This window comes from Nostoc sp. (genome assembly GCF_036919615.1).
Lineage (GTDB): Bacteria > Cyanobacteriota > Cyanobacteriia > Cyanobacteriales > Nostocaceae > Nostoc.
In genome coordinates this window covers 37,341-62,880 of sequence record NZ_JBALCN010000003.1, presented here as the reverse complement: position 1 = coordinate 62,880, position 25,540 = coordinate 37,341, and the positions used below count along the sequence as shown (strand labels likewise).

Sequence of the window (25,540 nt, the reverse complement as noted above, 5' to 3'; positions counted from 1 at the left end):
CGCTTAACTGGCCGATGAGATGGAACAGTTAATTTCAAAACTTCATCTGGTAAGGTTTTTTCCAATCTAATCTGACTACCTCACTGGCGTACGACTATCCATCCATCCTGTTTTAAAGCAGCGAGAATCTGAGTGTAGGGTAAATTGGGAACTTTGCTCACAGTACCAATTCTCTGACAATTACGCCTTCTTGAGTAATCAATTCATCTTCCAATGGCTCAAGGTAAAGTTCTATTGCTTCTTGGATATTCTCTAATGCTTCTTCTACTGTTTCTCCTTCGCTGATACAGCCAGGAAGTGAAGGAACATAGACAGTGTATCCGCCTTCGTCACTGGGTTCTAATACAACTTTGAGTTTCATAACTTGACAATGAACCTACTTTTCTATTTTTAATGATTTTTGGCAATGCCTGGGTTGGGCTGTGCCTACGCATTGTCATTGAAGTGGGAAAATTTGAAAGGTGCGATGCCTACGGCGGGCTACGCCTACGCATTATCAGGAAATCCACCCCAAGAAATTGCCCAAGAATTGAAAGATTTATTCATTAAAATAAATTTGCACCCATATTTTGAGCGTCATGGGCTGAGTTTTGATGAAGAAAAATTGAGGAATCTAATAATAGATAAACACGGTAGTTAAAAGACAGGCGATGCTTACGGCGGGCTACGCCTATGCAATCCTACAACATCGACAAAAAAAGCGCTCGCTTTTTTCTTGCGAATTCTTGAAAGATTTATTTATTAAAATAAATTTGCGTCCATATTTTAAGCGTCATGCGCTGAGTTTTATAAAGAAAAATTGAGTACTTTAATAGGAGATAAACAGGGCGCTTAACAGTAGAGTGCGAGCGTCTACGTTCAAAAAAAACAGTTTTACCTTTAACTTAACCGTGTTGGGATCTAGTGGGTTGAACTTGCTGACGAAATATAGGCGTAAACAAAAGTCCCCAGTTAACACTGGGGGCATTCTGTTATGGCAATGTCCATCTCCTACCGCCATTTGCCCAATCGTTGCTGCAATACCTCTAGCGCACCGGAACAATATCGGCAGTCATACAAGAGATACAGCCCAATTTTAAGGTAAAGGGTCAATCGATGTTATTGCTGACTCCTTAAAATTCTGAATAGGAATTTCAATTTGAAATTCAGTTCCCTCACCTAATGCAGAGATACAACTGAGTTTCCCCTGGTGCTTTTCAACAACAATCTGATAACTGATTGATAACCCTAAACCAGTTCCTTGACCAACAGGTTTAGTAGTGAAAAAGGGATTAAATATCTGTTCCTTAATCTCTGACTTGATACCAGGTCCATTATCTTTAATCCGAATTAAAATTCTCTCGTTGTCTACAACTAAAGTTTGAATTTGAATAGTTGGTATATTAGTTGTAGACTGCCAATATTGCATATTCTCCTTTAAGGCATAAATTGCATTGTTGAGAATATTCATAAATACCTGATTTAACTGGTTGACATAACAACTAACCTTGGGCAGTTGACCATACTCTTTAACTATCTGAATATCAAGTAATTTATTGGGTAGTATCAACTGATGATTCAGAATCATCAATGTATTATCTATGCCTTCATGAATATCTACAGATTTAAATTTTGCTTCATCTAGTCGTGAGAAGTTGCGTAAGCCCAGAACAATGTCTGTAATTCGCTCACTACCTACTCTCATAGATGCCATTAACTTAGGTAAATCCTCACACAAGTACTCCAGCTCAATAGATTTTGTTTTGGCTACTAGGGTGGGATTTAATTGGGGATACTGCCCTTGATAAACCGTAATTAAATCTAGTAAATCATTGATATATTGATTCGCATATCTGAGATTACCAGCAATAAAACTAACAGGATTGTTAATCTCATGGGCAACCCCTGCTACCATTTGTCCTAGACTGGACATTTTTTCACTGTGAACCAGTTGAGCTTGTGTATTTTGTAAGTCCAGCAGAGTTTTTCTTAATTCAAAGGTTCGTTCTGCAACTTTTTGTTCTAACTCATTGTTAGCCTTTAGCAAAGCTGCTGCGGCTCTGTAGGTTTCTGTAGCAATACTGGCAATATGGGTGGCGGTTTTCAGAATTTCTAGATGATGCTGAGTAGGATGACAAGGAAATTTATGAGATATAGCAAATGTCCCTAAAACTTCACTAGTTTGCGAAGTAAAAGGTGATGACCAACAAGCTCTGATGTTGTAACTTAAAGCGAAATCTCGGAAATCAGCCCATAAAGGATCAGTAGCAATATCAGTAACAAATACTGAATCTCTTCTATAAGCTGCTGTTCCACAAGAACCACAACATTCACCAATCATCAAACCATCAACACCCTTAACATATTCTTGTGGTAAAGTGGGTGCTGCTCCTCCCCGCAGTCGTTGATTGTCTGGATCTACAACTAAAATGGAGCAATACGCCCCAGGTAATTGTTGCTCTAGCAATACACAAAGGTTGTTAAAAATTTCATATAGGTTGACTCCAAACGCAACTTGTTCTAGAACTTGGCTTTGGGTATACACTAATGCTTCTGAACGCTTGCGTTCAATCGCTGTTGCTAAGATATGGGTTACAGATTGTAAAAAATGAACATCATCTGGAGAAAAATTCCTCCCCTCAGTAGCATATACTTCCAGCAAACCTAAAGGTTTATTCGTACCTGGAATTAGTACACTCAAACCAGTAACGCTATCTGGAGGAAAGGGAATAGTTAAATCATCTATCTGACAATAGGGTGTGTTGCAATTAGTAATTGACTGAGTATTATCCAACAATTTTTGTACTTGCTGATTATTTGTGACATTAATCTCAGCATAGTCTGTCTCTAAAGGTTTATCCCCAATGCTAGCTACTTTACGAAAAGCATTACTATCTGAAAGTACTTGCCAAATTCTACTGTATTTGACATTGAGTATTTGAGCTACTAAAGCAACTGTATCTTGGAACAAATACGATAATTCCAGTCCTGAAAGTGCTTTTTGTCCTAATGCATTGACTGCGGCTTGATAGCTGAAATTTATTGATGAATTATCAAAATTATGCCAGTTATTGTTTGACTGAGTTGTTTTGCTTGATGCCTGTAAATTTAAGTTCATAAACAAAATATTATTTATTCTACGTATCTAATAATTCCCTAAAAAACTTGGAACCTTAACATCCTCCTCAAAACTTTAAGAGAATTGAATATTTATAAATTAAAGATAAGTAGATTAAGCGCATCTATTTAAATTAATCTTGACAAAACATTAGTTAATGTGTTATTAAAATAATCAGATTTATCGCTTGATTTATTTTCTAGGAACCAAGCTTAATTGAGATTTAGGTCTTTTTATTGACAAGAAGATTCAAAGATTTAGCTGGCACGTTTTCAGATGACGCACAAATCTTGTTATTTTGCAACTACCCATTGTGTCACAGCCGCCATTGCTCGCCAGCCCAAAAATTTCCCAATAGGTTCCGCCCGTTGGATAGCAACACGAGTTAAATCGCCACCGACTCGTTGATGCCATTGAAATAAAGTTTGCTCACCCTCTACCGTCACGACATTTGCCACCAAACGTCCACCCGATCGCAGTGCTTCCCAACAAACATCAAAAAGTCCCGTTGCTGTTACGCCACCACCAATAAAAATCGCATCTGGTGCTGGCAAATCTTTCAGCACATGGGGCGCTTTACCTTCAATGATTTGCAGATTTGGAGTACCGAGAGTGGCGGCATTATCAGCAATATATAGTAGTCTAGATGAGTTTTGTTCGATCGCGATCGCCCGACACCGAGCATTACTCCGCATCCATTCGATAGAAATTGAACCGCAACCTGCACCAACATCCCATAATAATTCTCCCGGTGTGGGAGCCAAAGCTGCTAGGGTGATTGCCCTAACTTCACGTTTAGTTAATTGTCCATCGTGGTGATAGGCATTATCTGGTAGTCCTGGTAATCTTGGTAAAAGGACAACCCCAGCATCAGCAATACAATAAACTGCAATCGCATTCAAAGCAGCAACTTCAGTTTCATTCCAAGATGCAGCCGTACCTTCTACAATTCTTTCATGAGTGCCGCCCATGCGCTCCAAGACGGTGATTTTACTACCACCATAGCTGCGATTTGTCAAAATTTCAGCAACAATCGCGGGTGTGTCCTTGCCTTCACTCAAAATCAACAGCCGCGCTTTCGGATAGATGTAAGACTGGAGCAGGGAGGATGGACGACCATTCAAACTCAAGGTTTCCACCTCAGTTAAAGACCATCCAACCCTGGCACAGGCGAGGCTGAAGGCTGAAGGTGCGGGAATAATCGTCATTTCCGAGACGGGAATTCGCCGCATCAAGGTAACAGCAATGCCATAACACATAGGATCGCCGCTTGCAAGTACGCAAATTGATTCACCCCGATGCTGGATGATTTCCTCAACTGAGGCGCTAATGGGAGATGTCCAGACTAGTTTCTCACGTTGGTCATCTGTAGGGAGCATTGCTAAATGGCGATCGCCTCCCACAATTACTTTAGCTTGATCGACTAGAGAACGAGCGATCGCGCTTAACCCCTGTAAGCCATCTTCCCCAATACCGACGATAGAAAGCCATTTCTCTGTCATGTTAATTCATGATTAATACTTTATCGGCAATTACAAACAAGTAATCTCCTTGATTATTTTCATACTTATTGACAATTTTGGTAATGCGTCCTGTATTAATATCTGCTGCTAGCCTTTGACACCCTACGGCAATTTCATCCGCATAAGCTAGCAAAGCAAATGTAGAAATTCCAGAGCGGACATTTTCATCTAAATATATTTCCGGACGATGTTTTCCACTATATAAAAATAGGTCTTGCAAGTTTTCGGAAATAGAATAAGATTCGATATCTACTGAGTTAAAACCTGCCTGATTAAGAGCATATCTGACTTTTTCTAAACTTGGCATTTGTTCAGCAGATTTATGTATAGCCTCTGGAAAATATTCGACTAACCAATATTTGCTCATTTGCTCCGGCGTGGCAGTAAACAATACAAAACGACCAGCCGCCAAGACACGGTAAATCTCCCGGAAAGCAGGAGTTAGTGCAGCAAAATGATGTATTGCTAGCGTGCATAACACACCTGAAAAAGTCCCATCAGCATAAGGTAAAGCCTCAGCTTCTGCAACTTCCCAAGCTACAGCATTACTCTTATTCATACCAGCATCAATCATCTGTTTTGATTGGTCTATTCCATGCCAAACACCACCGTGTTTTGCTAAAGCTAGCGTGTAATTTCCTGTACCACATGCCACATCAAGATACGAGGAATCTGATTTTATTTGGAGGTGTTTAGCTAATTGGGCAGCAATATCAGGGTCAGCGCAACGAGTTAAATCATAGCTTTTAGCAATTTGCTCATAAACAGCCATTTGTTCTAGTTAATCTAAAAGTTTTCAATAAATAGATTAGTAATAAACACCCCTCAGTGTTGCTAAAGAGGGGTTGGGAATGAGCTTTTTTTAAACCAGTGTTGCTGTGGCTTTCATTGCAAAAATTTTTTCACTCACATCTTCTACCACCTTATCTGGCGTGGAAGCACCAGAAGTAATTCCCACAACAATTTCACCATCTGGTAACCAGTTTTCTGTAGTTATTAACTGCCCATCTAATTGCCGATGTTCAATGGAATATCTTGATTTAAGGCGTTCAACAGTATCAATATGATAAGAAGGAATTCCTCGTTCAAAAGCAATTTGTTGCAATTGAGTAGTATTCGATGAATTAAACCCACCAATTACTACCATTAAATCCAAATTATGCTCCACCAATTCCAACATGGCATCTTGCCGTTCTTGGGTGGCGTCACAGATAGTGTTGAAGCTTTGGAAATGCTGATTTAACTCTGTGGGGCCATACTTCTGCAACATAGTCCGCTCAAAAAGCTTGCCAATTTGCTCAGTTTCGCCTTTAAGCATCGTAGTTTGGTTGGCAATGCCAACTCTTACTAAATCTTGATCGGGATCAAATCCTGCTGAATAAGCTTTAGCAAATTTTGTCAGAAATTCTTCCCGGTTCCCACCATTGATAATATAGTCAGCAACATATTCTGCTTCTGGCAAATTCAACACAATCAAATACTTGCCAGCAAAGGAACTAGTAGCAACTGTTTCTTCGTGCTTATATTTCCCGTGAATAATGGAAGTATAATCAACTTTTTTGTGCTTTTCTACTGTATTCCAAACTTTAGATACCCAAGGACAAGTTGTATCAACAATTTTGCAACCTTTATCGTGAAGTATCTGCATTTCCTGAACGCTGGCTCCAAAAGCGGGTAATATGACGACATCACCAGTTCCAACAACAGAAAAGTCTTTATTTTTTCCTTCAATGGGGATGAATTCTACTTCCATCTCCTGCATTCGCTGATTTACAGAAGGGTTGTGGATAATCTCATTAGTAATCCAGATGTGTTCTGTGGGGAAGTGCTGACGGGTTTCGTAAGCCATGGCCACAGCCCGTTCTACACCCCAGCAAAAGCCAAAGGCTTGGGCTAGTCGGATCGTCACATCACCTCGTTGTAAGGTGTAATTGCGATCGCGAATTTCCTGAATCAAGTTACTCTGATACTCAGACTGCAACTGGGTAGCAACTTCTGCTTGATGACCAAAGCCCTTGCGATTGTAATTTTCGGAATGTTGGAGTGTGCGCTTAAAAGCTTTTGTATCCATTAGATTTGTCTACTTAAACCACTATTTTTTATTTTCTCGCGCCAAGACGCGATTTATACAGAGTTGTATTCAAAGATATTACTTCTTTTTGTCCTTTACCCTTTTTCCCCCAAAGGACGTTAACGCTGGGGTTTTAATTCGATTTCGCTATAAATCTGCAATGCAGAACGCCAAACTATATAGCCTTCAGGACTTAAGTGTAAGCCATCAGTAGTAAATTCGCGCCGGAGATTACCTTGCTTGTTGGTAAACAGGGGATATAAATCAAGATATTTGACACCTTTTTTGGTAGATATGCTTTGCAGTTGCTGATTCAACTCGCGAATGCGACTATTGGCAACACCCAGAAGTTTATCTCGTCCTTTCCAGGTTGTTTGCTCTGCCCCATGTGGCAAAATCGATTGGACAACAATTTGGGCTGTGGGATGCACCTTTCGTAGGTAACTGATAATTTGCCGCTGATTATCTAAAATTACCCCGTCGCTCATCCCCTCAATTAGGTCATTAATGCCAATCATCACAAAAATCACCTTTGGCTGGGTGCGATCAAATATCTTCAATCTTTTCAAGAGTCCATTGCTGGTTTCGCCAGAAATTCCTTGATTGAGCCAATTATTACCTTCAGGTAATAACTCAGGGGGAAACCACAAACTCAGAGAATCTCCCACCAGGATGCTTAAATGCGGAGTCCGGTGGTCAGCAGCTACCTTGGCTTCTTGCTTGAGGATGTCTACCCACTGTTGATAAGTGAGTTGGTGACGGCGACCTAAATCAGGTGTAGCAATTTGGCGATCGCTGTTCAGGTTGATTGGCTCTGGGGATGTTATTATCCCAAAAAAAGCGGTCATTTTCTGCTGTTGCCAAATTAGCAGAATGACCGCCAACATTAGGATGCCGTTGGTTAACAGCGATAAAAATGCCCAGATAGGAAAGGTTTTAAAAGAAGTAGACACGACTAGCGAAATTTACCCGTTATTTGAATCAAATTTTAACGCTAGCGATCGCAAATCACCTAAATTCTAAATTTTGGTCGCACCTTTGGTGCACTGACAGCGCAACTTGGATTTTGGTGAAGCAATGCAGTAATTGAATAACTCCTAACTCAGCACTCAGCGCTCAGTATTACCGAATGGGCTTATCGTCTGAATGGGACTATCGCCAAACTCGGAATTGTAACCTTCTTCACCGTGTTCGTTGATATCCAAACCTTGCAATTCAGCTTCCTCTTTGACTCGCAGCCCGACTGTAGCATCGATAATCTTGAGAATAATCCACGTACCAACACCTGCGATCACATAGGCAACGGCAATTGCTACTAGTTCAACTCCCAATTCACCAAAATTACCACGCAGCACTCCGTCTTTACCTCCTCCGTTGACTTGAGTCGTGGCAAAGATCGCCGTTAAAATTGCCCCCACTGTACCACCAACACCATGCACAGGATAGGTATCTAAAGCATCGTCAATTTGCAGCTTATGCTTAAAACTCACAGCATAGAAGCAAACAAAGGCGGTGACGAAACCAATTAAAATCGCTGATAGCGGTGTGACAAATCCAGCAGCGGGAGTGATGCCCACCAAACCAGCAACAGCTCCTGTAGCCGCTCCCACAGCAGTCGGTTTACTCCGTAAAACTGCTTCCAAAATTAGCCACATTAAAGCTGCTGCCGCCGCTGCTGTATTGGTGGCAACAAAGGCTGTTGTTGCTAAATTTGTGACTACATTACCAGAAGTTCCACTAGCAGCAGATAAGGCACTCCCAGCGTTGAAACCGAACCAGCCAAACCACAGCAAGCCAGCACCCAGCAAAATGAAAGGAACATTGTGCGGCGGGCTAAGACGATCAGGATGGGTTTTCCGAGGCCCAAGGACGAGTGCAGCTACCAGGGCTGAAACGCCAGAACTAATATGAACTACTGTGCCACCTGCAAAGTCGAGGGCACCCAAACCACCGTACAAACCTAAAAATCCACCTTTCGCCCATACCATGTGGGCCAGGGGAGCGTAAATAAAGGTTGACCACAGCAGCACAAACAGCGAATAGGCGCGGAAACTCATCCGCTCAACGATCGCCCCAGAAATTAAGGCTGGGGTGATAATGGCAAACATGGCTTGATAAATCATGTATGCCTGGTGGGGAATAGTCGGCGCATAAGAAACTGTTTCTGCTGGGTTTGACCCTTTGAGATAATCGGTTATCTCTAACCCGACACCGTTCAAGCCCAACCATTGCAATCCCCCAATGAACGGCAACCCTGGTGCAAAGGCAAGACTATAGCCCCATAAAATCCAAGTCACTCCAACGATTGCCATCACCACAAAGCTCATCATCAATGTGTTTAGGATATTGCGCGATCGCACAAATCCACCATAGAAAAACGCCAATCCTGGTGTCATTAGCAGCACGAGTGCTGCTGAAATCAGCATAAATGCCGTATCTCCAGTATCAGCAGCAGGCACAGTAGCAGCTGGTGTTTGGGCAAAAGCGTTGCCCATCAGCGGTACTCCCAAAATCAATAGGGTGATAGCCCCAATTATTACAACTTTCTTCAACACTTGTTTTTCTTCCTAAGCACCTATTTTTTGTATACTTAACTACATTTGATTCTTTTTGGTTAAACATTTTTGTCTTGAAAGATACTTAACCTTAATTTTCTTGAAATGTTAACAAAAAAAATATAATCCTGATTGTAATTGTCAAGATTTAAATAAGGGTGTATTTATGCACTAATTGATCTTTTTTTTGAAGAATAACATTTTATTCAAGCGCTACAACATTCCAAATTTTTAGTTACCTACTGTTACAAACCAAGATAATTATGAGAATTTACAATAATTATCTTTTTCTCAGATAATTTGCCCAAATATATTATGATTTTTCTTTATATCTCACGTAAAAACCCGTTGATATCCGCATGGTTGCTGATCACCGATTAGCTTCTTTTATTACTCTCATTAGAGAATATAGAAATTTTAGTTAAGTTCTGGGTGCAAACATGATAATTAAAACACTCACTAAAGCGAAACTTGCTCCTATTAGGTCGTAGCGGTCTGGAGTTACCCCGTCTACCTTCCAACCCCAAAGCATTGCCATTGCGATAAACACGCCACCGTAAGCCGCATATACTCTGCCAAAACTTGCCGATTGGAGAGTTGCAATAACCCCATAGAAAGCTAAAGCAATTCCACCCAATATGCCCCACCAGAACGGCTTACCTTCGCGCAACCACAACCAGATCAGGTAGCCGCCCCCAATTTCAAATAAACCAGCCCAGAAAAAATACAGCAGGGACTTAATCATTTGACAATTCTTTAATAAGGTCGAACTCAGTGAAATTACGCTAACGCTTTTAACCAAACTATTGTCATTAATTGAAGTAAGTTTGTTGAACTGGGCATTGGGGGTTGGGCATTAGGCATTGGTCATTGGGCATTGGGCATTAGGCATTAGGCATTGGGCATTGGTTATTTCCTTCCCCCCTGCTCCCCTGCCCCCTGCCCCCTGCCCCCTGCCCCCTGCCCCCCTGCCCCCCTGCTTCTTCCTCAGTCCCCAAAATGTAGATAAGGCTCAAGGATGAAAGCACCATTACCTGATAACGAAGCACAGAGAATCGAGACGCTTTTACAGTATAAGATTCTCGACACGCCATCTGAAGCCGCTTTTGACGACCTCACTCATTTAGCCTCCTATATTTGTCAGGCTCCTATTGCCTTAATTAGCTTAATTGATACAAACCGTCAGTGGTTCAAGTCAAAAGTCGGTGTGGATGCCCTAGAAACACATCGAGATTTGGCATTCTGTGCCCATGCTATTCTACAGCCTGATGTTTTGGTTGTGCCTGATGCAACAGATGACGAAAGGTTCGCTGCAAACCCACTAGTCACTTCTGACCCAAATATTCGGTTTTATGCTGGTGTACCTCTGATTAATCCTGAAGGATATGCGCTAGGAACCCTATGTGTGATTGACTACGTACCACGAGAACTTACTCCAGATCAGATAGAGGCATTACGAACCTTAGGTCATCAAGTCATCAAACAACTGGAATTGCGCCGAAATTTAGCAAGTTTGGTACTTGTGACCAACAAAGGCAAACAGACGCAGAGGGTACGTAAGCAATTTTTCAAAAGGATTGTTGCAGGTTTTAGTTTGGCGTCGGCAATTTTAGTTCTGATTGGTGTGGTTTCTGATCAAAATACAAGAATATCTACTAATAATCGCAGTATAGTAAAAAACACTTATAAAAAAATCAAGAGTTTATCCCAAATAAAGGATGCTGAGACTCGACAAAGTGGTTACATCCTCACTGGAAAACAAATTTATCTAAAACCTTATCAAGCAGCACTTGCTAACGTCGATCAAGAAATTGCCAATCTGAAGAATTTAACAGCAGATCAACCAAACCAACAAAAGCAGATTGCAACGCTTGAATCTCTGATAACAGCTAAACTGATTGAATTAAAACAGACTATCGACTTGTGCCAGAACAAGGGATTAGAGACGGCGTTGCAAGTACTACTGAGAAATGATCAACAAAATCTCATAGATGATATCCACAAGGTGATCAATGAGATGGAGAACGAGGAAAGGGGGCAGCTTCAGCAGCAGTCACAAACAAAAAAAGCCAGGAGTCACAACACAGTTCTGACACTTGCGATCGCCATCTGCCTAAGTTTTATCGTTCTTGCTGTAGTTTACTACTTGATCTATCGTCAGGTCAGGGAGCACAAAAGGACAGAAGAAGCCTTAAATCAAGAACGCAACTTGATCTCAACAGTCCTTGATACAGTTGGTGCGTTGGTAATAGTTCTCGATTCTCAAGGGCAAATCGTTCGTTTCAATCAAGCTTGTGAGCAAATAACTGGTTACTCCTTCGATGAGGTGAGGGGTAAGTATTTCTGGAACTTGTTCCTACTTCCTGAGGAGTTGGAGTCAGTCAAAGCAGTTTTTGAGCAATTGCTAACTGGTAGAGGCTTCCTGGAGTACGAAAACTATTGGGTAATGAAGGATGGCAGTCGGCGGCTGATTGCCTGGTCGAATACTTTCTTAAAAGACTACAAAGGATCAGTAGAATACGTTGTTGGTACTGGCATTGATATCACCGCTCGCAAACGAACACAACAGCATCTGACTGCACAATATGCTGCAACCCGCGTTTTAGCAGAGTCCGCTACGACGGGCGAAGCTACTCGCCAAATCCTGCAAGGAATTTGTGAGAGTTTGGGATGGGATTTGGGTGAAATTTGGATGGTGGATCAGCAAGCAAATGTGCTGCGTTTTCTCGATATGTGGCATAAAGCATCCCTTGAGGTGCAAGAGTTTGAAGCACTGAATCGGCAAACCACATTTACACCAGGAATTGGACTACCTGGTCGGGTTTGGGCTAGTTCTGAACCTGTTTGGATCGCTGATGTCGTTAAAGAACTCAGTTTCTCCCGCTTCAAAATTAACTCTCAAGTAGAATTACACGCAGCTTTTGGTTTTCCGATCCGCAGTGGTCACAAAATCCTCGGTGTGATTACCTGCTTCAACCGTAAAATCCAGCCGCCTGACCAAGATTTGGCAAAAACGATGAATTCGATTGGCGAGCAAGTAGGGCAGTTTATTGAGCGTAAACAGGCTGAAGAAGAAATACAACGCCAAAACTTGCGATCGCAACTATTTACCGAAATCACCCTCAAGATTCGCCAGTCTTTGCAAATCGAAGAAATTCTCCAAATCACTGTCGAGGAGGTGCAAAAGATTCTCCAGACTGACCGAGTTTTGATCTATCAGTTTTTGCCAGATGAGTCTGCACCCACTGTTATTGAAGCAGTAGTTTCTGGCTTACCAGCAATCAAAGAGCAAAATATCGCCGTCCCCTACTTTCAAGCCGAATATCTACAACAGTACTATCTACAACAGTACCGTCAAGGACAGATTTTCGGGCTGGCTAACTTCGAGCTGCCGGAAGTTGAACAAAGCCATCTGGAATTAATGCAACAGTTTGGGGTCAAAGTCAATTTGGTTGTGCCCATTCTTGTCAAAGAAGAACTCCGCGGTTTGCTCATAGTTCATCAGTGTGACGATTCCCACCACTGGTCTAGCTTTGAAACTGATCTCTTGCGGCAAATAGCCGACCAAGTAGGTATTGCCTTAACCCAAGCCCAACTATTAGCAGCAGAAACTCGTCAGCGACAAGAACTTGAAATTGCCCGTCGCCAAGCCGAATTAGCTTCTCACACTAAAAGTGCCTTTTTGGCAAATATAAGTCATGAAATTCGCACTCCGATGAACGCTGTATTGGGGATGACCAGTTTGGTGTTAGATACTCCCTTAGACCCGGAACAGCGAGATTTTATTGAAACAATTCGTAGTAGTGGAGACGCCCTTTTAAGTTTAATTAACGAGATTTTGGATCTTTCCAAACTTGAGGCTGGAGAGATGGCTCTCGAAACTCTAGATTTTGACTTATCTACTTGTCTTGAAGAAGTGGTGGAATTATTGGCTTCCTCAGCCCATAACAAGGGATTAGAAATTGCCGCACTGATTGAGCACAACGTCCCCACCCACCTTAAAGGAGATACTGGTAGGCTGCGGCAAATTCTCATGAACTTAATCAGCAACGCTATCAAATTCACCAGCGCTGGCGAAATATTAGTGCAAGCCGAATTGCGAACGCTTTCCTCTACTACAGCCACCATCCATTTTGCAATCACAGATACGGGTCTTGGCATTAGCCCTGAAGACCAACGCAAACTCTTTACACCATTTACCCAAGTGGATGCTTCTACCACTCGCAAGTATGGTGGTACCGGTTTGGGATTAGCCATCTGTAAACAACTAGTCACCTTGATGGGAGGAGTGATTGGGATAGAAAGTCAGATGGGTAAAGGATCTAATTTTTGGTTTGAGGTGCTTTTTACCAAGCAAGTTGAGCCTATTTTGCCAGAATCCGAACTCGGACTTTTGAACAATCGCCGCTTGTTAATGGTAGATAACAACGCTACTAATTGCAAAATTATCTACCATCAAGCTAGTCATTGGGGAATGCAGGTAGATCAAGCTGACAGTGTTGCTGCTGCACTCATTGCTATTCAGTCAGCTTATGAGCAGGGGAAATCCTATGATCTCGCCTTAGTTGATATGCAAATACTTCAAACAAATGGCATGACAATAAAAGAACAAATTAAAGCCAATACTGCAATTGCTGAAATACCTTTGGTTATGCTCACCTCTACTAATCAACTGGATGAAGTGCAGCAGGCGCTCAAAATAGGATTTGCTGCTTATTTAGTCAAACCCATTAAGTCATCACGACTGCGCGATACCATTATAACTATTTTAGAAACTCAGCCTGAATCAGAACAAGCTGCTAGAGGCTGGAGTCCGGAGGCTACTGAAGAAGTCCGGAGTACAGAAACTTCCGGCATTCTTCCTTCCTCTTCCCCTAACCCCTCTACTAAATTCAAGTTAAGAATTCTGCTTGCTGAAGATAATTTAGTGAATCAGAAAGTAGCCTTGAAGCAGCTCCAGAGTTTGGGCTACAAAGCCGATGTCGTTGCTAATGGAAAGGAAGTTTTGCAGCTATTAATAAAAATTCCTTACGATTTGATTCTAATGGATTGCCAAATGCCAATTCTCGACGGTTTGGAAACCACAAAAGAAATTCATCGTTGGCAAGAGGACGCCTTTGCCTTGCGTCGTCGTCCTGTGGTGATTGCGATGACGGCTAATGCGATGAAAGAAGATGAACAAATGTGTCTAAATGCCGGAATGGACGACTATCTGAGTAAGCCAGTGTTTAAAGAAAAATTGGCTGCGACTCTAGAGCATTGGACAGGCGTTATCCTCTCAAAACAAGAGGCAGTTGTGTATGAGCAGACAATTTCCACTAATTTAGCAATTGATTGGGAACACTTGCATCAGCTATCGGGAAATGACGCAGAATTTGAATTAAATCTATTGCAACTATGCGTTGAAGATATTAAACCCCGTTTAGAGATAATTATTGCAGCGATCGCATCTCATGACTTTGGGCAAATAGCGCGAGAAGCTCATCACTTTAAAGGTGCTAGTGCCAACATTGGAGCCAAAGCTATATACCTAGCAGCTGACAAATTAGAACAATTGGCTTACCATCAAGACCTTAGAGATACTACTAACTTAATTTTAGAGTTAAAAGAATTTGTCAACTCCATTCAAGACTTTTTAATCAGAAACAAAGTAACAAATCACACCTTATTACCAATCAAAAATGATCGGGCATAAACGCGCAATAAACATCCAAAAACAGCCTTGATGCATCCGTACAAAAATATTTATATAAAATAATACGTTGTTTTTATAAGTAAAACCTGCATAGAATCTTCCTACCTCTCCAGCAACTTTAGCTGATATAGTAGCTGATACGTCGTTACTTAGCGATTTATGATTATTCAAGAGGTCTTATGAAGCGCTTAATCTACATCATCCCTGTTACTGCAATTGGCTTACTGACATTGCTAGGATGCAACAGCGAGCAAAAATCTACTACCCAGACTCCTGCTACCACTGAAACCACTAAAGGAACAACAGTATCCAAAACTACTGCTGCTACGCAGGGAGGTTTTAATCCTTTGATCAGTGTAGTTTCAAATACAAAAACTGCGGTGTCAGCCGGAAAGTTTGATAAAGCTCAACAGGAATTTGATAAGTTTGAAAATTCTTGGTCTAAGGTTGAGGATGGTGTCAAAACTAAATCTTCAAAAACCTATAATGTAATCGAAGATGCTGCGACCCAGGTGAAGGGTGCGCTGAAAGCAAAAGATAAAGCGAAAGCTCTTAAAGGGTTACAAACACTTGATACAAATATCGCCACTGTTTCTAAAAAGTGAGGGAAAACTAACATCGAGCAGGAGTCAAACAATTTTGGATTTTGGATTTTAGATTTTGGATTTTAGATTTTAGATTTTAGATTTTAGATTGACCCCATGTTTCCAGGTAGTTGCTCTGAATAAATAATTTTAGATTTGGATAATAGAATTGTTCTTGCATTTCAATTCAGGGCAACTCTTACAAGACGCGCAAGGGACAGACCTTTTTGAATTTTGAATCTTTGAATTCCATTATCCAAAATTTAAAATCTAGAATTCAGTCAAAAGATAAGAGACAGGAAGAAAACAAGCTTTCTATCTGACTTGGAGATAAATAGTTCTGTACCTGATCAAGTTGCTGCTATAGTTTCCACTGGAGATTTTGGATAATGCGTTCATTTCGCAAGTACCACCGGACTCTGGCGATTATTTTGGCTTTACCGCTTGCTGTAACATTGATAACTGGTATTGCAGCTACGCTGGTAGGTGAGTGGTCAGCTAACCTTGGAGTTGGGCGTAGTCTACTGCTTTCAATTCATCGTGGTGAAATCTTTGGCTTACAGGGAATTTACCCGATTTTGAACGGACTAGGACTATTGGGGTTGTTGGTTACTGGATTAAGTATGACTAGTTTGTTTGCTAAGAAAAGGTCAAAATCCGAAAAAGATTAGAAAAAGTATAACTTTACTCAAGAGCAATCGCAGTCTTTTAAGATATAAAGACAAATAGGTTTCCATGCGATCGCAAAAGTGTAATCAAGGCATAACCTATTGTCTCCAGTGCTGCAAAACCTATTGCAAAAGCAGTTTCTAGAGGTCTTCCTACTGCTGACAAACTGAGGTGACTTTTTAAATAGAATCCTAGAGGGAAAATCAATATCTCTATACCAACATATACAGGGAGTGATTTTCTTTGCTTAGATTCCGAAAACACGACTTGACTTAGAGTAGGACTGTAAAGAGACAGAAGGAAGGAAAAAGCACTTTCATGCGTCATAGTGGACATTATATCTGGCTATTTATAGCAGAATTATGAAGTAAAACAGGCTTTATCTCTGGTTTTGAGACTTAGGTTGTATACTTTACCAAATTTAAATCTGCTGGAATTTGGACAGACATAATCTTTTCAATTCTTTGACAAGCTCCTGTAACATCAAGCTCTTAACTTAAAAAATATTAGTCTTGGCGAAATAATTATCCATAACAACAACCAGAAAAATCTTGACAAATTCTTGACTTTTACCTTTTAAAGTTAAGCTAAAAACTGATTCCAGTCACAATTAACGTTAGTACCTTAATCATCCAAATTAAAAATTGCATTCTAATTTCATTTCTGAATTTCACACTAATTCTCTTGGATTCCAATTTATTTACCTCTAAACCAACAAGTATTTCTGAAGGTTCAAATAACTATGAATAATCTATCTAGCCAGTTTATAGAAGGAAGTAATAAAAATGAAAACCCTTTATATACTACTGATACAGTGCGTACTTATCTTCGCGAGATTGGACGTATACCTTTATTAACTTATGAGCAAGAGATTAATTTTGCCAAGCAAGTTCAACAAATGATGGCTTTACTTGCTGCGAAAGAAAAATTAGCTATTCAATTAAAACGTCAACCCACACAAAAAGAGTGGATTGAAAATATAAATATCGGTGAAAAATCACTGCTGCAACAGCTACATCAGGGACATCAAGCCAAGCAGAAAATGATTCAAGCTAACCTGCGACTTGTAGTGTCTATTGCTAAAAAATATCAAAGACATAACCTAGATTTTCTCGACTTAATTCAAGAAGGAAGTTTAGGTTTAGAGCGAGGAGTTGAGAAATTTGACCCTACTAAAGGGTACAAGTTTTCAACTTATGGCTATTGGTGGATTCGTCAGGCAATTACACGAGCGATCGCTGAACAAGGACGGACTATCCGCTTGCCTATTCATATTACAGAAAAACTGAACAAAATCAAGCGTATTCAACGTGAACTAACTCAAAAATTAGGTCGTACTCCTACCGCAGTTGATATCGCTGAAGAACTATCTTTAGATCCCAAACAAATTCGAGATTATTTCCTCTTAGCACGTCAACCTGTCTCTCTAGAATTGCGCGTTGGCTCAGAAAAAGATACAGAATTACAAGATGTGTTGGAGGATGATGGACTCTCCCCAGAATTATACACTGACCAAAAGTTTCTCCAACAAAATATTCAAATTTTATTGTCAACATTAACTCCCCAGCAACGAGAAATATTAACTTTACGTTTTGGTTTAACAAATGAAAAGGAACTTTCTTTAGCGGAGATTGGTCAACGTATGGGTATTAGTCGAGAACGAGTAAGACAGATAGAGCAACAAGCTTTGGGTAGTCTACGAAAACACAAGGATAAGATACACAACTATCTAGCTAGTTAATTCGTAATTTATAATGACGCTCTCTACGAGACGCTGCGCGTAGCTTGCTTCCTCGTAGAGGTACATGGACTCACTAACGCTGCGTTTGCAAAGCGTCTCGCAGAGAAAAGAGTAATTAAGTTTTGTAACGGGGATTTACACCTCGCCACAAAACTTGCCGCTTATTAGTTGCTTTTACTTAAACCCTGAGAATTTGGTAAATTCTGATGGGCGATGTCTGCGACAAGCTACTAAGAGCGTCTACACAATTTACAAAAACAGAGATTGAATAGTCAGCTCCTTTAGAGTGATGGTGAAGTTACGCTGTTCTGCTGTGGGAATGAATGAGACGATCGCTTCATACGCCACAGCCACGGTTAATATTACTAGGTTTCGTGCCAGCGGATAATCAGATATCATCATTCACCTCAGAAGGAAGGCGATAAACGTACATTCCAAATCACTTTTGCATAATCAGCTGATAGTCCAGCATGAAGACAAGGGATGCTTAATTATTCAGCATAATTTTCATTGCTTGACGTGCCACGCTATTGTCAAAGACATCGACAATTAGCTGGCTGTCTTTGAGTGGTTGATTTGCATTTGCTGGTGTCAACTCCTTTGTTTTGGCAGCCGAGCAGGCGATCGCTATAGATAAACTAAACAAGAAAATTTTAGAATTAGAGCAAGAAGTACAAAAACTTGCATGTTAGTAGAGATTTAGATAGTTCTACATCATCGAAGCCGCCATCTGGGGATATTCTAAAAAAATCAGAAAATCAAAAAGAAGTAGGGGATGGGAACAGTGAGACTCCAAAACGGAAGCCTGGAGGACAACCAGGACATCCAGGTAAAACTAGAAAGGGGTTTGGGCGAGTAGATAGATTTGAGATTTTACGCCCCCAATTGTGTCGTTGCTGTGGTCAGACGGACTTTGTTTGCAAACCGATAAAAATCGAAACACAGCAAGTAGCACAGATGGCAGAGCGACCAATAGAAATAGTTGAATATCATCGATACACATGCATTTGCTCGCGGTGTGGTGAAGCACAAACAGCAGACTGGTCGCCCGATCTAGTCCCAGGACAAGATAGCAGATTCGGAGTTCATGAGGTACAGTAGCAGCAATTTGTAAACCAATTTTTGAGATGTTCAGGATTAATTAATTCAAGTGCTATTTTAATTAAACCATCGACTCCAGATGCAGTCTTGGGAGAAAATTGTTTCAGGAACGCTTTTAACTGTGACCACCAATGTTCAATGGGGTTAAATTCAGGGGAATAAGGAGACAGGTACAGAAGACTTGCACCAACAGATTTAATTAAGGGTTTAATTTCTGCGACTTGATGTGCAGGCAGATTATCCTTCCTTTCTACTGCACCAATCCATAATTGTGGAAGCAAAAAATGTTCGATAAAGACTTTATATGCATTTCCATCCATTGAGCCATTTAAGGCTTGAAAGAAGAAAGTTTGTTATCCATATTTTATGTCTTTTTTATCAGTTATAGCTGTGCCTACTGATTTAAAATTGGTATGAAACTGTTGATGGGTGCTCCACTCATCAACAGCTACTTTTGTAGACATTCTAAGAGGATGTTTGAAAAGTCCTCTTGTTGGTAGCAAAACGTTTTAAATTCTCCTAAATCCCCCTTAAAAAGGGAGATCAATAAGTGCCTAAAATCACAGCCAACCACTTTTCAAACAACTTCTAAGATTCTCTTCCCGATGCCCAGGTATCACGCCATTTAACGGTACCTTCTTTGGCAATCACCCAACGGCGATTTACGAGATTTTCCCGCAGAGGCGATCGCCCTTCCCGCCACATGGCATATTTATAAGCAATCAGCTTACCAGTACTCTCATCAAAGGGAATCTCAGCAGACCAGGTATTCGAGTTGATGTACTCTAGGGGATATGCTTTACTGATATCCCAGTTACCCAACTCTGGGCAATCTCCAGTTACCACAATGATTTCACCGGGTTTGGTATCCACGCCATTGAGTTGGACGCGCACAATTGTCTGTGCTTTTATCCGTTCCCCAACGTGGCTGAAAACAATCACTCCCCGTTCTTCTAATACTAAGTCATAAATCTTACCATCTTTCACCTCATACTTGTTGCGAGTCACTACGCAGGTATGTTCCCCATCGGGCAATTCTGTTTCTACTTCCGGGAGAGTAACTTCTCCTCCCCGGTTTAAAGCTACAAAACATAGGGAGTCACGATAACGACGCACATAACAGTAAATGTCGGGGGTGAGATATTTTTGCCAGTGGCTACCCATTGACACGGCAGGATTTAGTCGCCGTAAACCCGACAGCAGCCTGATGCAACGATAAATCTCACTCTCAGTATCCCAATTTTCCATCATTGGGCGGTTATAAGGGTCGTTACCACCGTCGGTGTCGTTATGCAGATACTGTTCTGTGCCGTAGTAAATGCAGGGAATGCCGCGAGATGTCATAATTAAGGCGATCGCAACCTTCAGCATCGCAGGATCGGGGTTCAGCGATTGGAAGCGGCACATATCATGATTATCGATGAAAGTGACTAACTCTGCTGCCCCCTTATAGCGATAATCTTGGTCAAAAATATATTGAATTGTTTGGAATCCGTTTTCTGAACCTTGCCCCAATGCGGCTCGAATTGCCACACACAACCCAAAGTCTAGAAGTGTCATGCCTGAGTGGTTAACAAATTCCACTGAGAGTTCGTCAGTAGGATTACTGTAAATCCATTCACCAAAAATAAATACATCTGGTTTGTGATTGCTCATATCGCCAGTGAATTCTTGCCAAAACCAAATGGGCATATGCTTGACAGTATCCACCCGCAGTGCATCTACACCCCGGTCTAGCCATTGTTTAATGGCTGACTTGATATACTCACGATATTCAGTATTGTTTTCATTGAAGGTTGCTAAACCAGATAGTTCACAGTTCTGTACTTGCCAATCGTCTTCCCAGTTTTGCACTTCGCCATAGTGGTGATACCAATTATTGACATCATCATTGAAGTCAGCAATTTTCACGCCATCATCATACAATTCTCCTTTGCTACCGCTGGTATCAGGTGTGCTATGGTTGCAGACAATATCTAGCACTAGCTTCATATTGCGCTTGTGCAGTTCCGTAATTAACCGATCAAAGGTTGTATTTTTTTCTTCTTGGGTAGCATTTAAAGAAGGGTTCTCTCCATCAGCAATATAGCGAGGATTGAGCCGTTTAAAGTCTTTTGTCCAATAGCCATGTAGCGCTGCATTACCAACAAATAATTCTTCAACCTGCTCAAACAGTGGAGTTAGCCAAAGGGCTGTCACTCCCAGATTTTTGAGATAATCCAATTTATCGATCACACCTTGCAAGTCACCACCCCAGTACTTACCCCATTCTTGTCTAGTTGGATCGTACAGTTCTGAGTTTGCACCTTCGCTATTATCTTGATCGCCATCATAAAAGCGATCAACCACAAGAAAGTAAATGGTTTCTTGACGAAATTCAATATCTCTGGTGTAAAGAAACTCTAGGTCAATCTCCGTATCTGATGGTGGTGTTTCTATAATAGCTTGTACTTTTTCGTGTGCAGAATCAACTTTGTATTGATCTGGTGAAAACTGAGATGGAGGAGTTTGTACCATAAAAAAAACTCAAAATTTCATGAAATTCATATTTGTAGAACCAACAATACAACGTTTCGAGTATTGTTGGTTCTACAAACTTGGGTATTGTGACATCTGGTCTACAGTCTAGGTATCTATCGCTAGCTAGTTTATAATTTGATCGGTAGATATAATTCATTTGCTAGAGGATAAAAACAAAGGAATATAACAGTTATTAACGGTAATCGCTTCATAACAAAAATTTACAATATCTAGTCAAAGTGACTTGCGGTAAATATTGAGCCTAGTTAGTGTTTAAATGTATATTCGACAACAGATTTTAGAACACCTTAACTGCTTGGGTGTGAAACCAGAATTTGCACTCCAAAGTCAATACCTGGTTAATAACCCAATCGAATGCAAGCTCGATCAAGTTCGCCTTGTCAATTACTATTACTGTGTAAAGTTAAGAATGCTTAGTTTGTAGTGAGCGCTTTAGCGCTCAAATCAAGGACTAAAGTCCTGACCCTTCTTTTGACAAAGAGGTGCAAGGGATGGATGATGCTCGTTCGCCCTTGGTGTCTCCCCAACTATTCTCTACGAGAGGCTGCGCCAAAGAGACGCTGCGCGAAGGGAGATGACTCGTTGGCATAGCCTCTCACGCTAAAGTGTCTCCCCAACTCTTCTCTACGAGAGGCTGCGCCAAGGAGACGCTCTTTTGCGTTGGGAGAAGACTGCACTAACTTACTACAAACTTTTTCAATGATCAAAGTTGCTTTGGCAGACTACTACCATCTGAAAGACTCGATCAGCGGTCATTTGGATTACTATGAAAAGCTGGACAAGGTTGAAATGAAATATCAGGTATCCTCGGGAGACCAAGGATACTTTAGTCAGTGGTTAGATTTAAGTTTTTAGGAAAATATCGCCGATCGCTTCGGAGTATGTCTCAAATCATAATATGGGAAGTCAGGAGGAAAGTGGAGTTGGATTACAACAAAGCTTAATTAGCACGGGAGATTAGCTATCAACAAGGCAATGTTTTGTTACACCTGAGCAATACTGAGTAAAATATGTATTAGCCAACTTTTTCTCTAGAAGATTCGCTCCATTGGTAAACTGACCATTGTCACTTTCAATCTGTTATTACTATCAAAGAATTAATTTAGGTAGCAATTATGACAAAATATGACTTGGTTTTTAACTCACCAAAGACATCAGAGGAATCACTAAGTCCAGAGGAAGCGGTGGCGGCGATTGCAACTGTCACGGCGATCGCTGATTCATCCATTGAAGATGTAGATGCAGAAAGTTTAGCGGGTATCCTCTGGGAATTCGAGGTCTTCGAGGAATACTCAGAAGATGATATCGCCGAAATAGTTGATAGACTCATAGACATTGCAGAGGAAGAGGGAATTGGGCCTTTGTTTAATGTCGCCAAAGTATCTCTCTCTGATGAATTAGTACTGGATGGTTTTGCGGCTGGGGTGATAGTGCTTTTAGACGATGACCTCGCCATCCCCAAACCGAAACAAGCCTACCTCAAAAAGCTACAAGCAGCCTTGGAACTTGAAGATGAAGAAGCAGAGGAAATCATTAAGGAGGTAATTGCAGCTTTTAAAGAAGCAGAGGAAGAATATGCAGACGACGAAGATGAAACAGTAGTCATAGAAGATTTTAGTGAACAGAACTATGAATCCCCCTTAAATAATTTTACGGTGCCGATTCCGGTTGATCCGCAGCAGGGCGGTAGAATTCAAAGTCAGGAAGGAGTTGTTGGTTTTTCTGATGACATTGGTACTTTGCTGAGAATCGATTATTATCCATTCCCCCTGGAACAGTTAGAGGAACTGGAGTCTGTTGGACAAGAAGAATATTTACAAACAATCTTAGTTGACAAGTATGTACCCCAAGCGATTTTTGCCAATGTACCAGATGCTTCTGTGGAGTATAGCGAATATCTGGAAGATACTTTGCGAGGTGCTTACTACGTGTTAATCGATATGCCCAAAGGTTCGACGATTTCTAAACAAGAAAATAATGGAACTGCGATCAGATTAGATGCTTATCGAGGGCTGCTCACCTTTATCAGTGGTGAATTTTTGTATATAGTTAGTAGTCAGCACAGCTTTCTTGACGGCGAAACTCCCGATTCCCTTGAAGAAGAAGCCGAAGACATCAAGCAGAGTATTTTAGAGTTTGTTGAGACTATAGAGTTCACTTAGTACAGCTTTGCGTAAAGGGTAGTGTTTTTAATGCGGCCGACGCATTTACAATGTAAGCTGACACATTCACAATGTAAGCTGACACATTCACAATGTAAGCCGACGCATTCACAATGCAAGCCGACACATTCACAATGTAAGCTGACACATTCACAATGCAAGCCGACACATTCACAATGTAAGCTGACACATTCACAATGCAAGCTGACACATTGGATTGCATTTAATCACCAGTAGGGTCATTGCGATCGCCAACACGCCATTGCTAAATGTCTCAAACCGATTCAAGCTGATTAGTGACTTCATTGCTCTCCCTCCCAGCGCTCTGTACCATAGATAAACTGGGATTGCTCTCCCAAGGCTTGACCGTGTTTCCATAGGCGCATTCCCAGCGCTAACTGATTGCCTTCCCAAGCGGAGAGTGCTTCCAAAACATCCTGATGATCCATAAGGGCATCAACGAGGGCGATCGCGTTTGCTGCCGCTTTTGAGGTACTTGCTGCGGTATGCGGGCGGGGGATGAACGCTGCATCTCCCACTAAGGCAATGCGATCAAAAGTCATTTGGGGCATACCCAGATCCAGAATGGCTTGCACAAACGGTTCTTTTGTTGCTGCCACTAGCTTTTGAAACGGAGTAACTAAGACTCGATTCGCATACAATCGCATCTCTTGTTCTACAGATGGCGCGATCAGACCGGGTGGAATCGAGAAATCTCGACGCTTGCCGTGCTTATCAGTCAGAATGTACGGCAATTCAGTTGTTTGATCGTAATTGACATACCAGACCCAATTAAAGCGACGTTCTCCCGGCACAAGCGACTCATTCTCACCTGGAATGACGTATTGCAGAATGTGTGAATTGGGAAACTGAAAGAACACAAAGCGCTCGGTAAAAATGGCAGCCGTTTCTGGGTCTAGCTCCCATTCATCGACTAAGCCGCGATAACCCACATAGCCTGCATACTGGGGCGTGTAGCTAGGCAGCAGCAATTGGCGGATGGTTGAATTCGGCCCATCGGCTCCTACCAATAAATCGCCCGTCTCACGCGTACCATCCCCAAATATGGCTGTCACCTGATTGCCGTTTTGCTCAATCTCGCTCAAGCATTTCCCTTGATGATAATGCTCATCTGGAAACTGCCGCTGCATCGAAGCGTAGAGCAAGTTCCAGGAGGTCAAAGTTTGACGCATCGGCATTCGTTGAATGCTGCCATCCCGCTTCAAGTAATAACGCTCCTGCGCTACAACACCCAGTTTGTCCTGGAGAATGCCTGCGCGTTGAAACGCTTCAATCACATCAAGCTGGAGCACAATGCCGCCGCCGCGACTATCGAGCAGATGAGGCGATCGCTCATAAATATCAACCTGCCAACCAATTGATCGCAGCAGGGTTCCTGTAAATAGCCCTGCCAGTGATCCACCAATCACAATGGCACGACGATCAGTAGCGTTCATCTATTTTCCTCCAGATATTGATGCACAAACGTGATTGCCATCGCGCCTTCTCCCACAGCGGAAGCGACACGCTTGACTGAGCCGTGCCGCACATCTCCTGCCGCAAACGAGCCAGGAACACTGGTTTCTAAGAAGAACGGGTCGCGATCGCAAGTCCAGCCTGCTGGCGGATGACCTGCTTTCAGCAACTCTGATCCAGTGATCAGATAGCCTGCATCATCTCGAATAATCGGAGTATCCTTTGCCCAGTCCGTGTTCGGAACACCGCCAATACACACAAACAATCGCTGAGTATCGACCCGTTGTACAGTTCCAGCCTCTCCTTTTGGGAGGAGACCGCGCTG

At 41.7% G+C, this 25,540-nt stretch carries 20 protein-coding genes and 3 pseudogenes; 7 read left to right on the top strand and 16 right to left on the bottom strand.

Annotated features, from left to right (window positions below; all coding sequences use genetic code 11):
* Positions 1-157: 157 nt before the first annotated feature.
* Positions 158-361 carry a type II toxin-antitoxin system HicB family antitoxin gene (locus V7K48_RS01140; protein ID WP_335068793.1) on the bottom strand — a complete coding sequence of 68 codons (204 nt, stop codon included), beginning with the start codon at positions 359-361 and terminating at the stop codon, positions 158-160.
* A 45-nt stretch (positions 362-406) separates the two neighbouring features.
* Between V7K48_RS01140 and V7K48_RS01135 the strand changes: the two genes are divergently transcribed.
* Complete coding sequence (locus V7K48_RS01135) at positions 407-640, top strand: hypothetical protein (protein WP_335068790.1); 234 nt, start codon at positions 407-409, stop codon at positions 638-640.
* A 435-nt stretch (positions 641-1,075) separates the two neighbouring features.
* On the opposite strand, the gene V7K48_RS01130 is transcribed toward V7K48_RS01135, so the two are convergent.
* From V7K48_RS01130 to V7K48_RS01100, 7 genes are all read right to left on the bottom strand, one after another.
* Complete coding sequence (locus V7K48_RS01130) at positions 1,076-3,097, bottom strand: GAF domain-containing sensor histidine kinase (protein ID WP_335068788.1); 2,022 nt, start codon at positions 3,095-3,097, stop codon at positions 1,076-1,078.
* A gap of 293 nt (positions 3,098-3,390) precedes the next feature.
* On the bottom strand, positions 3,391-4,599 hold the full coding sequence (gene cbiE / locus V7K48_RS01125; RefSeq protein WP_335068786.1) for a precorrin-6y C5,15-methyltransferase (decarboxylating) subunit CbiE: 1,209 nt from the start codon (positions 4,597-4,599) through the stop codon (positions 3,391-3,393).
* A 1-nt stretch (position 4,600) separates the two neighbouring features.
* Positions 4,601-5,392: a class I SAM-dependent methyltransferase gene (locus V7K48_RS01120; RefSeq protein WP_335068784.1), complete on the bottom strand. Its 792-nt coding sequence runs from the start codon at positions 5,390-5,392 to the stop codon at positions 4,601-4,603.
* 90 nt (positions 5,393-5,482) lie between these two features.
* Positions 5,483-6,691, bottom strand: a complete 1,209-nt coding sequence (locus V7K48_RS01115) for a 4-hydroxy-3-methylbut-2-enyl diphosphate reductase (protein WP_335068782.1) — start codon at positions 6,689-6,691, stop codon at positions 5,483-5,485.
* A 119-nt stretch (positions 6,692-6,810) separates the two neighbouring features.
* A complete protein-coding gene (locus V7K48_RS01110) occupies positions 6,811-7,644 on the bottom strand; it encodes an SGNH/GDSL hydrolase family protein (protein ID WP_335068780.1) in 834 nt (277 codons plus the stop codon).
* Between the two features lie 156 nt (positions 7,645-7,800).
* Positions 7,801-9,246: an ammonium transporter gene (locus V7K48_RS01105; RefSeq protein WP_335068778.1), complete on the bottom strand. Its 1,446-nt coding sequence runs from the start codon at positions 9,244-9,246 to the stop codon at positions 7,801-7,803.
* 421 nt (positions 9,247-9,667) lie between these two features.
* Entirely contained in the window at positions 9,668-9,991 is a 324-nt protein-coding gene (locus V7K48_RS01100; protein ID WP_335068776.1) for a YnfA family protein, read from the bottom strand.
* A gap of 273 nt (positions 9,992-10,264) precedes the next feature.
* Here V7K48_RS01100 and V7K48_RS01095 point away from each other — a divergent pair, with 273 nt between their 5' ends.
* The 3 genes from V7K48_RS01095 to V7K48_RS01085 all read left to right on the top strand — a co-directional run bounded on the left by V7K48_RS01095 (position 10,265) and on the right by V7K48_RS01085 (position 16,196).
* Positions 10,265-14,941: a GAF domain-containing protein gene (locus V7K48_RS01095; RefSeq protein WP_335068774.1), complete on the top strand. Its 4,677-nt coding sequence runs from the start codon at positions 10,265-10,267 to the stop codon at positions 14,939-14,941.
* Positions 14,942-15,120: 179 nt separating this feature from the next.
* Complete coding sequence (locus tag V7K48_RS01090; protein ID WP_335068772.1) at positions 15,121-15,546, top strand: DUF4363 family protein; 426 nt, start codon at positions 15,121-15,123, stop codon at positions 15,544-15,546.
* A gap of 368 nt (positions 15,547-15,914) precedes the next feature.
* On the top strand, positions 15,915-16,196 hold the full coding sequence (locus V7K48_RS01085) for a peptidase (protein WP_334975643.1): 282 nt from the start codon (positions 15,915-15,917) through the stop codon (positions 16,194-16,196).
* A gap of 37 nt (positions 16,197-16,233) precedes the next feature.
* Here V7K48_RS01085 and V7K48_RS01080 read toward each other — a convergent pair whose 3' ends face one another.
* Positions 16,234-16,521, bottom strand: coding sequence for a hypothetical protein (locus V7K48_RS01080; RefSeq protein ID WP_335068770.1), 288 nt, complete (start codon positions 16,519-16,521; stop codon positions 16,234-16,236).
* 415 nt (positions 16,522-16,936) lie between these two features.
* Here V7K48_RS01080 and V7K48_RS01075 point away from each other — a divergent pair, with 415 nt between their 5' ends.
* Positions 16,937-17,935: an RNA polymerase sigma factor, RpoD/SigA family gene (locus tag V7K48_RS01075; RefSeq protein ID WP_335068768.1), complete on the top strand. Its 999-nt coding sequence runs from the start codon at positions 16,937-16,939 to the stop codon at positions 17,933-17,935.
* A 249-nt stretch (positions 17,936-18,184) separates the two neighbouring features.
* Here V7K48_RS01075 and V7K48_RS34815 read toward each other — a convergent pair.
* Positions 18,185-18,545 (bottom strand): annotated as a pseudogene (locus tag V7K48_RS34815) (ThiF family adenylyltransferase); the annotation flags it as partial.
* A gap of 4 nt (positions 18,546-18,549) precedes the next feature.
* On the opposite strand from V7K48_RS34815, the pseudogene V7K48_RS01060 reads away from it, so the two are divergent.
* A pseudogene (locus V7K48_RS01060) lies at positions 18,550-19,006 on the top strand (DUF6444 domain-containing protein); the annotation flags it as partial.
* Between the two features lie 14 nt (positions 19,007-19,020).
* On the opposite strand, the pseudogene V7K48_RS01055 reads toward V7K48_RS01060, so the two are convergent.
* Both V7K48_RS01055 and V7K48_RS01050 read right to left on the bottom strand, forming a co-directional pair.
* Positions 19,021-19,368: pseudogene (locus V7K48_RS01055) on the bottom strand (transposase); the annotation flags it as partial.
* Between the two features lie 256 nt (positions 19,369-19,624).
* The gene (locus V7K48_RS01050; RefSeq protein WP_335068765.1) at positions 19,625-21,553 is read right to left on the bottom strand and encodes an alpha-amylase family glycosyl hydrolase; all 1,929 of its coding nucleotides are present in this window, start codon (positions 21,551-21,553) and stop codon (positions 19,625-19,627) included.
* 1,139 nt (positions 21,554-22,692) lie between these two features.
* On the opposite strand from V7K48_RS01050, the gene V7K48_RS01045 reads away from it, so the two are divergent.
* On the top strand, positions 22,693-23,739 hold the full coding sequence (locus V7K48_RS01045) for a hypothetical protein (RefSeq protein ID WP_335068763.1): 1,047 nt from the start codon (positions 22,693-22,695) through the stop codon (positions 23,737-23,739).
* Here V7K48_RS01045 and V7K48_RS01040 read toward each other — a convergent pair.
* From V7K48_RS01040 to V7K48_RS01025, 4 genes are read right to left on the bottom strand one after another with little or no spacing between them, the layout of a single operon-like run.
* Complete coding sequence (locus V7K48_RS01040; RefSeq protein WP_335068761.1) at positions 23,732-23,929, bottom strand: hypothetical protein; 198 nt, start codon at positions 23,927-23,929, stop codon at positions 23,732-23,734. The genes V7K48_RS01045 and V7K48_RS01040 overlap by 8 nt on opposite strands.
* Before the next feature lie 2 nt (positions 23,930-23,931).
* Entirely contained in the window at positions 23,932-24,045 is a 114-nt protein-coding gene (locus V7K48_RS01035; RefSeq protein WP_335068759.1) for a TMEM175 family protein, read from the bottom strand.
* On the bottom strand, positions 24,042-25,196 hold the full coding sequence (locus V7K48_RS01030) for an FAD binding domain-containing protein (protein ID WP_335068757.1): 1,155 nt from the start codon (positions 25,194-25,196) through the stop codon (positions 24,042-24,044). Before V7K48_RS01030 ends, V7K48_RS01035 begins: the two co-directional genes overlap by 4 nt.
* Positions 25,193-25,474, bottom strand: coding sequence for an NAD(P)/FAD-dependent oxidoreductase (locus V7K48_RS01025; protein WP_335068755.1), 282 nt, complete (start codon positions 25,472-25,474; stop codon positions 25,193-25,195). Before V7K48_RS01025 ends, V7K48_RS01030 begins: the two co-directional genes overlap by 4 nt.
* Positions 25,475-25,540 lie beyond the last annotated feature (66 nt).